This window comes from [Flexibacter] sp. ATCC 35208, from assembly GCF_001975825.1.
GTDB lineage: Bacteria > Bacteroidota > Bacteroidia > Chitinophagales > Chitinophagaceae > Chitinophaga.
This window is the reverse complement of record NZ_MTKN01000002.1, coordinates 20,793-32,948: the sequence shown is the minus strand read 5'-3', so window position 1 is coordinate 32,948 and position 12,156 is coordinate 20,793. Positions and strand designations below refer to the sequence as shown.

Annotated in this window: 7 protein-coding genes; 2 read left to right on the top strand and 5 right to left on the bottom strand. The window is 45.0% G+C overall.

The window, feature by feature from the left end:
- Positions 1-38 precede the first annotated feature (38 nt).
- Positions 39-1,478, bottom strand: a complete 1,440-nt coding sequence (gene pyk / locus BW716_RS01675) for a pyruvate kinase (RefSeq protein ID WP_083720368.1) — start codon at positions 1,476-1,478, stop codon at positions 39-41.
- A 10-nt stretch (positions 1,479-1,488) separates the two neighbouring features.
- Positions 1,489-2,469, bottom strand: a complete 981-nt coding sequence (pfkA, locus tag BW716_RS01670) for a 6-phosphofructokinase (RefSeq protein WP_083720367.1) — start codon at positions 2,467-2,469, stop codon at positions 1,489-1,491.
- A 386-nt stretch (positions 2,470-2,855) separates the two neighbouring features.
- Here pfkA and BW716_RS01665 point away from each other — a divergent pair, with 386 nt between their 5' ends.
- Together BW716_RS01665 and BW716_RS01660 are read left to right on the top strand one after the other, a co-directional pair.
- Positions 2,856-4,940: a prolyl oligopeptidase family protein gene (locus tag BW716_RS01665; protein WP_220388700.1), complete on the top strand. Its 2,085-nt coding sequence runs from the start codon at positions 2,856-2,858 to the stop codon at positions 4,938-4,940.
- A 102-nt stretch (positions 4,941-5,042) separates the two neighbouring features.
- Entirely contained in the window at positions 5,043-5,936 is an 894-nt protein-coding gene (locus BW716_RS01660; protein ID WP_083720796.1) for an SDR family oxidoreductase, read from the top strand.
- A gap of 4 nt (positions 5,937-5,940) precedes the next feature.
- Here the strand turns inward: BW716_RS01660 and BW716_RS01655 are convergent, their stop codons facing one another.
- The 3 genes from BW716_RS01655 to BW716_RS01645 all read right to left on the bottom strand — a co-directional run bounded on the left by BW716_RS01655 (position 5,941) and on the right by BW716_RS01645 (position 11,780).
- Complete coding sequence (locus tag BW716_RS01655) at positions 5,941-6,942, bottom strand: hypothetical protein (protein ID WP_083720366.1); 1,002 nt, start codon at positions 6,940-6,942, stop codon at positions 5,941-5,943.
- Between the two features lie 111 nt (positions 6,943-7,053).
- Entirely contained in the window at positions 7,054-8,688 is a 1,635-nt protein-coding gene (locus BW716_RS01650) for a hypothetical protein (RefSeq protein WP_083720365.1), read from the bottom strand.
- A 20-nt stretch (positions 8,689-8,708) separates the two neighbouring features.
- The gene (locus tag BW716_RS01645) at positions 8,709-11,780 is read right to left on the bottom strand and encodes a tetratricopeptide repeat protein (protein ID WP_083720364.1); all 3,072 of its coding nucleotides are present in this window, start codon (positions 11,778-11,780) and stop codon (positions 8,709-8,711) included.
- Between the last annotated feature and the right edge of the window lie 376 nt (positions 11,781-12,156).

Below are 12,156 nucleotides of genomic sequence, written 5' to 3'. Positions count from 1 at the left end.
CCGGAAGGGAGCCGTTCCTGTTTATTATACAAAATAGCTTATTGTACTTTAGATACCTTAATCGTATTTGTAGGCAAATGTTCTGCTACTGGAGTAGAACCGGTATTTACCACAATATCATCAGTTTTCAGATACCCTTTATTTTTTAGGATGCTGATCTGATCATTGATAATGTTATCCAGACCGATTTCTTCCTTATAATAGAACGCGCGTACACCCCAGCTCAGGCTCAGCTGATTCACCAAAGATTTCTCTTTAGTAAATACGAACAGTGGAGAGCGTGGACGGTAGCTGCTGAGCATAAAGCCGGTGTAACCACTCTGGGTCATACCAACCAGTGCATTTGCTTCCAGGTCTTCAGCCATTTTACATGCATTGTAGCACAGTGCATCGCTGATGAAGGTAGGAGAGTGACGGTGAGGGATCAGGTTACGGTTGTAGATGATTTCTTCTTTCTCTACTTCACCGATAATCTTACGCATAGTCTGGATTACCAGTTCCGGGAACTGACCAGTTGCAGTTTCACCACTCAGCATTACGGCATCAGCACCTTCCAGTACCGCGTTAGCTACGTCAGTGATTTCGCTACGGTTAGGGCGGGTACGGTCGATCATGGATTCCATCATCTGGGTAGCCACGATTACCGGCTTAGCACGGTGAATACATTTACGGATAATATCTTTCTGGATCATCGGGATCTGCTCAACAGGCAGTTCCACACCCAGGTCACCACGAGCGATCATTACGCCGTCGCTTTCCCAGATGATCTCTTTCAGATTTTCGATAGCCTCAGGCTTTTCGATCTTAGAGATAACCTTGATCTTAGAGTTACGTTCTTTCAGACGTTTGCGGATCAGTTGCAGGTCAGCAGCATCTCTTACAAATGACAGGGCAACCCAGTCACAGTCGTGGTCGATGATGAATTCCAGATCTTCCACATCTTTTGGCGTCAGCGCTGGCAGAGATACTTTGGTATCTGGCAGGTTGAAACCTTTTTTGGAAGACAGAACGCCTGGCAGGGTCACTTCAGCTTTGATTTCACCTGCAGCAGTGATTTCTTTTACTACAGTTTCGATCTTACCGTCATCCAGCAGGATTTTCTGGCCTGGTTTTACATCTTTATGCAGGTCTGCATAAGATACGTATATTCTTTCAGCGGTACCAACTACCTTCTCGTTTACGAAAGTCAGGATCATACCCGGAGTCAGTGGCAGTGCATTGTTAGCGATTTCACCTACACGCAGTTTAGGACCTTGCAAGTCTGCCAGGATGGCTACATTGTAAGATTCAACTTCGTTAATCTGGCGAATGTAACCAATGATGCGCAGCTTGTCCTCGTGAGAGCCATGTGAAAAGTTCAGACGGAACACGTTTACGCCAGCCTTTACCAGTGCCAGTAATTTTTCGTAAGTGTCGCATGCCGGTCCTACTGTGGCAACTATCTTCGTTTTGTGTTTAGATATATCTTGTGTACTCATAGCTCTTATTTTAACTCGCAAGTATTTTTACAATTTTAAACCATTCCGGATCGATATGCTCTTTGGCTTTGATGGCCTGTTCCAGAGGTGTATATTGGATTTTGTTGTTTACAATTCCTACCATAACATTGGAAGTGCCATTCAACAGCGCCTCAACAGCTGCATAACCCATACGGCTGGCCAGGATACGATCCTGACAGGTTGGGCTACCACCACGTTGTATATGTCCGAGGATGGTTACGCGGGTATCCAGTTGAGGACATTGCTCCTTAATCTGGCGTGCTACCGCTTCTGCACCACCAGCAGCAGAACCTTCTGCTACTACGATGATGTTAACTAATTTCTTGCGGCGTTCGTTAGCCTGCAGTTCTAAGATAATGTCCTGTACATCAATAATGTGCTCAGGAGTCATAATGTGCTCAGCACCAGTGGAAATACCACTGTGAAGGGCAATATAACCAGCATCACGCCCCATCACTTCTATAATAAATAAACGGTCGTGCGCATCTGCTGTATCACGGATCTTATCAATCGCATCTACCGCAGTATTCACCGCAGTATCAAATCCGATGGTAAAATCAGAACCGGCAATGTCTTTGTCAATTGTGCCTGGCAGGCCAATGCATGGAATGTCAAATTCCTGGCTCAACTTGTACGCACCATTGAAAGAACCATCGCCACCGATCACTACTATACCGTCGATGTTGTGCTTCTTTAAATTTTCGTATGCTTTTTTACGGCCTTCGGCCTCGTAAAACTCTTTACAACGGGCCGTTTTTAGGATTGTACCACCGCGCTGTATAATGTTGGCAACAGATTTAGACTCCAAAGGAAAGATTTCGTTCTTCAACATTCCCCTGTAACCATACATGACACCAAAAACATTCAGCTGATTGTAAATTCCCGTTCTTACAACCGCACGAACGGCAGCATTCATGCCCGGCGCGTCTCCGCCTGATGTAAGGACCGCAATGTTGTTAACTTTTTTCATAGTTATGTTATATTTCCCTCTCTACGTTGTTTTATGTGGGAATTCCCCGACGTTGAACCTGTTCTCACCCAGTTTATACCCCAAATGTGTCATAGTGGTATATCCCGAATATTCTAACAATCTCTTTCCGCAAGTCCTCTTCTTTTCCTGATTATCACATTCCTTATGGTTAAATTGCCGGAAAAATATTTAATTGGCGCACAAAAATAACATTTTGGATATTCTTTCTAATAGTATTCTGATGAATTAAAGAAAATTTTCAATTTCAGTTAACCAATAGAGTATTTTTTTAAAAAAATATACATATGTATAATTTAAATGCAATAATGCAACGTCTTCATGCTTTTATTTTCACTTTTATTAATTCCTCATTGCTGCTTACGACTATGACAACAGCTCAAGCCCAATCTCAACAGCCCGGCCTCGTTTATCCGCAAACCCGGAAGACCGAAGTGACAGATAACTACCATGGTACCACTATTGCCGACCCATACCGCTGGCTCGAGGACGATAACAGCCCGGAAACCAAAGCATGGGTGAAAGAACAAAACGCTGTCACCCAGAATTATCTTGCAAAGATACCGTTCCGCGACTCGATAAAAAATCGTCTGGAAGTGTTATGGAATTATCCAAAAACTGGTGCACCAGATCATAGAGGCAATTATTTGTACTTCTATAAAAATGATGGTTTGCAGAACCAGTCAGTACTTTACAGGCAGTCTACCACCCCGGGCGCTACTCCCGAAGTCTTCATCGACCCTAATAAACTCTCTGCCGATGGTACAACAGCTTTAGGCTCCGTACAGTTTTCCAAAGATGGAAAATATGCCGCCTATTTAATTGCAAAGGCTGGTTCTGACTGGCAGCAGGCCCGTATTATGGACGTAGCTAGCAAAACTTTGCTCCCGGATAGCCTGAACTGGCTCAAGTTCAGTGGTCTTTCATGGAGAGGAGATGGTTTTTACTATAGCCGCTATGACGAACCTACCGAAGCCAGCAAACTCTCCAAAAAGAACGAATTCCATAAAGTTTACTATCACAAGGTAGGCACTTCTCAGGATAAGGATGTACTGATCCACGCTGATTCAGATCACCCACTTCGCAATTTTCAGGCAACCGTTACCGAGGATGAGCGATTCGTGCTCCTAAACGCGTCAGAAGGGACTTCCGGCAATGAGATATGGTTCTGGGACATGAAAAATCCTGACCAAAAGACGTTCAAATTATTGATCAAAGGCTTCGATCATGAGCCAAATGTAATAGACAATGACGGCGATAAGCTATTTGTGATCACTAACGAAGGCGCTCCTAATTATAAGGTAGAGCTGATCGATACCAAAAATCCAGAGGGTCCCCGTACACTAATCATTCCTGAACGCAAGGAAACCCTCATGCATGTGGGTACCGGTGGTGGAAAACTCTTTGCTACCTACCTGCAGGATGCTGCCAACCGTGTATACCAGTTAAACTATGCCGGTCACCTGGAAAGGGAGATCAAACTCCCGGGTATCGGTACCGCAGGTGGATTCGGTGGTAAAAAAGAAGACAAGGAATTCTATTACACCTTTAATTCATATGTGACACCGGCCCTGGTATATAAGTATGATATAGCTTCCGGTAAGTCTACTACTTATTTTAAACCTGAACTGAAATTCGATCCTTCCCAGTACGAAACCAAACAGGTATTCTTTAATAGTAAAGATGGTACCCGTATCCCTATGTTCCTTTCTTATAAGAAGGGGATCAAACTGGATGGCAACAATCCTGTATTGCTGTATGGTTATGGTGGTTTCAATATCCCGATCACCCCAGGCTTCAGTGTATCTAATCTGTTCTTTATGGAGCAGGGCGGTATCTATGCACAGGTAACCCTGCGTGGTGGTGCGGAGTACGGCGAAGAATGGCACAAAGCAGGTATGCTCGAAAAGAAACAGAATGTATTTGACGATTTTATCGGGGCTGCAGAGTTCCTGATCAAAGAAAAATATACCAATACCTCCAAACTGGCGGTACATGGCCGTTCTAATGGCGGTTTGCTGATTGGTGCGGTGATGACACAACGCCCGGATCTGTTCAAGGTAGCGATACCTACAGTAGGAGTGCTGGATATGTTGCGTTACCAGCACTTTACCATCGGATGGGCATGGGGTGTAGAGTATGGCACCAGTGATAAGGAAGACCAGTTTAAATACCTGATCAAATACTCACCACTGCACAACCTGAAACCAGGTACGTCTTACCCTGCTACCATGGTTACTACAGGGGATCATGACGACAGGGTGGTGCCTGCACACTCATTCAAATTCGCAGCTACGCTGCAGGCGGACAATGCAGGGCCTAACCCAACGCTTATACGTATAGACACGCAGGCCGGCCATGGAGCTGGTAAGCCAACGGGCAAGCTGATAGAGGAATCTGCGGATATATGGGCTTTTATAATGTATAATTTGGGAATGCATTTTAAAAATTAAATGAAGGCCTGCGCCTCTTTCAAAAAAACGCTGATGTCCCAGACATCAGCGTTTTTTTTTAACCAAACTCTTTTCTTCGTAATTTTAGCAAAAGGCATAAATATGAAGGTATTAATCACAGGCAGTAACGGATTATTGGGCCAGCACCTCATCCCCCTCTTTTTACAGGACTCCCGCTACGAAGTCATCGCCACCGGTAGGGGCGCTAATCGTCTCCCTAAACAGGCAGGTTACCTTTACGAGCCGGTTAACCTGAGAGAGTCCTCCAGTGTTAATCAGTTACTACAGAAGCATCAGCCAGATATCGTTATCCACGCGGCTGCCATGACCCAGGTAGACGATTGCGAAAGAAACAAAGATGCCTGTTGGGACTGTAATGTCAATGCGACCCGCTACCTCATCCAGGCCGCAGAAAAAACCAAAAGCTTTTTTATCTTTCTCTCCACTGACTTTGTATTCGATGGCTTACAAGGCCCTTATGCAGAAGAAGATGCTGTAAACCCCCTCAGTTACTATGGCGCTACCAAAGTAGCCGCAGAAAGGCTTGTCCATAATAGTCATCTGGCATGGTCTATCGTGCGTACAGTACTGGTATACGGTGTAGCCGCAGATCCTAAGCGTAGTAACATTATTACCTGGGTAAAAACGAATCTGGAACAGGGGAAAAAATTGAAAGTGGTAGATGATCAATGGCGTACACCTACGCTGGTACAGGATCTCGCAGCTGGTTGTAAACTGGTAGCCGATAAAAAGGCGGGTGGTATCTTCCACATCTCTGGTGGTGAAACACTCACTCCTTACCAGATGGCTGTGCAAACAGCTGGTTACTTCCAGTTAAACTCACAATTGTTGGAAAAAGTAGATGCAAAAACCTTTACACAACCAGCTAAACGCCCTGCCAGGACAGGTTTCGTGATTGATAAGGCCGTACAGGAACTGGGCTATCAGCCACACAGTTTTGAAGAGGGATTACAGATAGTAGCAAAAGAGATTTAAAGTCCTAGTAAACAATAGGACGTTTAGGTACCCCAAAGAATTTCTGGATAGAATCTTTTGACTTCGTTGTATCAGCCAATGGGGTGTTGAAAGGAACTAACAGTCTGTAAAAACTGGTATCATTGGAATCAGCTTGCAGCGTTACGTAACCCCGGTCGTTTTTATGATGAAAATTTAGCTTTTTGGTGGCCTTCTTGAGGTCGTGAAATTCTTCCACCACCACATAATAGGTTTTATTGGTAGCCGTAGCAGATGACGCTGCCTGTTGCTGACTGCTGTCTGTACGGGTAGTAGAATCCTGCACAAGTGTGGTATCTACTGTAGCAGGAGTACTCCTGTCTGCAGAGATCACGGGCTCCTGACTTTCCAGGGGTTGCTTTGCTATGAGCCACCATACCAGGCCTGCGGCCAGTACAACGGCTACAGGTACAGCCACCCACCACCAGCGGAAAGAAGATTGCGCCGGCTCCGGATAAGGAGGATAATCTGAATTTGTGGTATATCCCGGATTAGGTTTTGCATTTTCTGAAGAAGCAGATAAGTGGTTCACTACCTGGTTGTTTACAAACTCCTTGTCACCGATCGTTACACGATGACTCACGTCTGTCCTGATCACGGGTTGTACCATCAGGGTTTCCAGCTCTATCGGCAGGTACTCTGCAATAAAGATCACCTGCCCCGCCATATCGGCTTTCAACTGTCCTACGCCCGGAATAGCGAAGGTCTGACCCGATTTGAGCATGGTCTGTACCTCTTCCACATATTTCTCCATTTTCATCCGGGCAATATTATCGACCAGATGCTCTCTCTGGGAAATCCATTTCACCAGTTGCTCTTCATCTCCCCAGGTATCCTCGAACCGGATCACCTCTTGCGGTGGTTCCAGTGTCTTGGTTGTCACATTATAACGTGCTGGAATATGTTGCACCGAAAAGATGCCTGTTTTGGGGAGAATACAAGGTTCCTTCCGGAACAAAGTGTCCTGTATGTATTGCTGTAGTACCAATTTTTATAAAAGATATTCCTTTGTAAAATAACTCTCTATCAATAAATATGCCTGTGTTTGCTATCCTTCCCGTGAGAGAAAGATAGCCTCACAGACTGCAATGGTACGATTTTAAAATTTAACCATTACACCACCTACTATGTTGAAACCGTAGGTGTTGTAACCATACCAGCGCTGGTAGCGGGTATTGAACACGTTATTAGCGTTCACCCACAGGTTGAAGTTCTTGCCTATGTCATAGCTGGCACCTGCATTCAGGTCCCAACCGCTTTTGGTCTTCTGGAAATCGCCGTTTGCCAGGTAGTAACTGCTGCCCAGGAAGAATGCATTTGCATTCAGGTGCAGTTTTCTGGCAAAAGTATATTGTGCAAACGCTTCGGTCTGGAATGGCACCAGTCCCCATGGTTTCACCTCTGTCTTCTGTTTGGTATAATTGAACCAGTCTACAGTAAAACGCAGCTGGAACTTCTCTTCCTGGATATAACCTACTTCACCATGCAGGTTGAATGCACGCAGTTCAGCTTCGTTCCTGGTGTAGAAAGTCTTACCATCCAGGCTGTCATTTACAAACAGCGGCATGTTGTACCAGGTCACTGCTGCAAACTTGGTGTTGTAGTTGAAGTGGCTACCCAGGGTACCTTTGATACCTGTGTACTTCTCTTCCACACGGGTATTCAGGATACCGCTGCCATAGCTGGTGAAGAACGGATTCGTATTGGTCATGTTGCGGAAGCTGTTCTTATTGATATAAGAAATCCAGCCACTGCTCAGGATCACTTTCTTGTAAATGATGTGTGACTCGTTCACGATGTCTGGCAACAGGTAAAACTTACTGTTCGTCCAGGTAGGGTTCACACCTGCATGCAATACAAACCTTGGTTTGATGATTTCCAGTGCAGGATGAATCGCTACAACATTGTTATTAAACTGTGCACTGTCTTTTGCTTTGAAAGAAGACAGGTCAAACACACCTTCCACACGCAGGAAGATATCTTCGAACAATTGTTTGCTCACAGGTGCTTTCAGTATTACAGTTGGCTCCTTGCGGTTGTAAGCATCGCTATAGTAAATGAACTTTGCAGAAGGCTGGAACATAAATGCCCAGTCATTCTGTGGCCTGTTCTTCACACCCACCTGTGCGGTGAACTGGTTGAAGGCCTGCTTTACATCGCTCTTGCTATAGTCGTATGCCGCATGGTCATATCCATAATAATGTAACTGGTTGCGATCATAACCTACACTACCATTGATCTCGAGTAGAGGGGAGAAGTAAGTACCGGATGCCAGTACATTGAGTGTACTATAATCCTGGTTCTTGATACTCCCTTTGGAAGACGTATAGTTACCATAGATCCCGAAGTTGTACTTATCCTGTCTGCCACTACCAAAACCAGCCTGGATGAGCGGTGTGCTCAGGTTACCATAACCGGCTTTGATAAAGTTGTTCTGCAGGTTGGCCAGTGTATCCTTACCCAAAGCCAGTGGTTTCAGGGGTACTGGCTGATAAAGGAAGGAAAGGTTCAGCGCAGGTACCTGGTACTGATATTTAGGACGCGTGGTATCAGAAGCCGGCAGGGAAGCTGTCAGGTTCAGTTTAGCCGCATCCCGCAGTTTCGGGCGGTAATTTGAGATGATATCAATCGTTTCCTGTTTCAGGTTTTTGTCCTGGGCAGTACCCTGCTGTGCCAGCATTACTGCGCCTGCAACTGTTAAAACCCGTTGAATATGTTTGATATATGAGTTCATGCTATGGTCGTAGTTCGTAATTATTTATTGGATTTGATCTTTGATGCGGCTTTTTCTTCAGCCTCTGTCTTCGCCAGTTTATCTTTTGCTTCCGCTTTCAGCTCAGCGATAGAGCTATTTTCAGCAATACTCTGGTAAGTCGCCTTGGCATTGAAATAGTCTTTCTGACGGGCGTAGATATCGCCAAGCAGGATGTAGGATTTTGCAACCCACATCTCATAACCCGGCGTATTTTTTATCACATCAAAGCCTGCTTTTTCAGCAGCAGGCAGGTCGTTTTTAGCCAACAGGCAAACCGCAATATTATATCTTGCTTCAGCACCGGTTTCTGATTTTGTCAGACCAGCAGCTATTTTCAGTTCCTTCATCGCTTCGTCGTACTGACCTTGTTCCTGCTGAGATCTACCCAGGTAGAAGTGACCAATGATCTGGTCGTCAGTACTGATATTGGAGCTGGACAATAGTAATTCGCTATAGTTACCTACTTCATCCCAGTGTTTCAGCTGGTAGTTGGTGCGGATCAGGCCTCTTGTAGCAGTGAAGGTATTTTCCTTGCTGGTAGAGAGGTCTTGTAACTGCAGGTAGTAAGTACGTGCTTTCTCATAATTTTTATTCTGGTAATAGTTGATATTGGCAGCTTGCAATGCAGCACGTTCTGCATAGAGGCTGGCGTTTTTAGACAATACAAACTCATAACCAGGCAATGCACCGGTGTAATCTTTATTATTATAAGCGCATTCTGATTTGTAGAACTGAGCAGGCAGTATGAACTGACCGTCAGGGAATCGCTGGATGTAACTGGTGAAAGCTGCTGTAGCACCTGTGCAATCGCCGGTGCTGAACTTAGCTTCAGCAGCAGCATAAGACAGGGAGTCTTCAACACTGGTAGATACGGAGTGACCGGTAGATTTCAGCAACGCTACGTAAGCATCTGTTTTACCCTGACCTACATAGATGTCTTTGATGCTGGCCAGTGCGGTGTTTGCTTCAGGAGAGTTAGGGTACTTCTCTACCACCTGACGGTAATAGGAGAGTGCCTTGGTCTCATCATCCCTGTTGAAGTAGCAGAGACCCAGTTTCAGCAATGCTCTTGGTGCATTCGGGCCGTTTGGCTGCTTGTTCAGCACATTCTCCAGGTAAGGAATAGCTTCAGTATATTTCTCATCTGCCAGATAAGTATTGGCGATTTCCAGATCAGCATCGTTACCAAAACCTGAGGTAGGATATTTATCACCCAATTGCTTCAGCAGGGCCACTTTTTCATTTGATTTACCCTGAATACCGAGGATGATACTTTTCTGATAAGTAGCGTAGTCAGAACCAGGCTGGTTGCCTGAAATGATACGATCATACAGCGTCAGTGCTTTGGAATAATCTTTCAGCATGTAGTAACAGTCAGCAGCACGCAGCGCAGCATCGTTGGTGATACGGGCCGCATTAGGGCCGGTAGTACGTTGCGCAGCTTCGAAGTGTTGAAGGGCACGGGTATAATCTTCTTTTTTCAGGAGCGCATAACCCATGTTGTAGCTTGCAGTCTGAGGATTCGCTTCACCAGATGAAGGTGCGTTGCTGGTCAGATAAGCATTCAGGTGAGTGATAGCGCCATCTGTATTGTTTTGACGCATGGCAATTTCTGCTTTCCAGAAGTGAGCCAGTTGAACGACATTATTATCGTAAGAATTCTTGATGGCAATGTCCAGCAGTTTGTCAGCATCCTGCAATTGCTGGTCGTTGATCAGTTCTACTGCACGGCCGTAAGCGATTTTCTGATACGCTTTCAGCACAGTAGGGTTCTTGTCAGGGATCTGGTCAATGACCGCCATCGCATCCTTGTAGTTATTGGTGTTGAGGAATGCGCTGACCAGTACTTCTCTTGCTTCGTTTTTGTAAGCAGAATTGGGATACGTGCTCAGGAAACTGGTGAGTTCAGAGATAGCTACGTCGCCATAACCCAGTTCGTAAGAGAGTTTACCGTAGTTGAAACGGGAGATCTCCTGCTGGCCAGGGTTAGCGCTGTTGCGCGCACAGAAGGCGAAGGCATTACGTGCGTTGGCTTTCTGACCTGTTTTCAGGTAACAGTCACCCAGCAGGTACATAGAGTTCTGACCCAGTGAGTCTTTTTCGCTGCTCAGTTGTTTGAAACCATTGATAGCTTTTGCGTAGTTACCAGTCTGGTAGTAGCTGAAAGACAGCTGGTAGATATCTTCTTTACGTACTTCTTCTGCATTGTCCTGGTATTCCTGCAGGTAAGGCAGTGCTTTTGCATAGTTACCTTTTTCGAAGTAAGTCTGTCCCAGTAACTGTTTCAGTTCCGCTTCGTAGTACTGACCGCCTGCATTTACGAGTGGTTCAGCATAAGCGATCACCTGGTCAGGTTTACGCTGGAAGTAATAAATTTCGGCAATATAGTAAGGTACGACAGTGCTGTATTTAGGTTCTTTCACTACACGTTGGAAGCTGGTAAGGGCTTCAGCATACTGGTGATTGTAGTAGGCAATGAAACCGTAGTAGTAGTTAGCCGGAATATAGTATTTACCAGGAAGCTCTTTAATCGACTGGAACAGTGGCTGTGCCTTTTTGAAGTCTTTCACATTGAAGTAGCAATAGGCGAGTTCGAACTTTGCTTCAGCTATTTCGTTGTTGGAGAGGTTCTCGATGTTTGCTTTTTCGTAGAGGGGAATGGCTTCCTTCAGTTTGTTCTGGTGGAAGTAGTATTTAGCCAGCTGATAGCTGACGAGTTGTTCCCTTGCATTGTTATTGTAGGTGGCAATGTATTCCAGGGCTGCTTTTTCAGCGTTGGCGTTGCCCAGTTTAAGGGCGCAGACGGTATAATAATATTGGGCGTCAGTTTTTACCAGGCTACGGCTGGTCTCCTGGAAATAACCGATATTATCAAGTGTTTGCTTGAACAATTGCATGGCCACCGCATATTTTTCCTGTTGGAAAAGTTGTTGGGCGTCTTTGAAGACTTTATCCGGCTCCGTGTAGATGCGGGTTTGCTGGGCGTTGGCGACCGAAGTAGCCAGGATACAGCAGGTAGCCAGATAGAGAAACAAATGTCCGGGAACAAGAAACTTTTTTATGAATTGCATGCTTTTAACCTGTTATAAACTTTAATATGCGTTTTAAACGAATCCCTTACAGTTATTATTTTCTGTTAAGGATCAATAAATAATGCTTTCAGGGAAACTAAAACAGGGACAAATATAGTTATTGCTTTTAATTAATAAACTGCGCAAGCTTTGCAGATTACAACATGGAATGATGTGCTGTCAGATTCAAAGCCCTTATTTGATAGGGTGTTAGAAAAGGAATTACAATTTGAATTGCGTTATTCCCTCTTACATTCAATACCTTCTGACAAAGGGGAATGCAAATTGGATCTTCCCGATCTGTCGTTGCATGCAATATCTTTTGCCGAAGTGGAATGCAAATCCCGCTTTCTATCCCTCCCTCTATTCAACATCT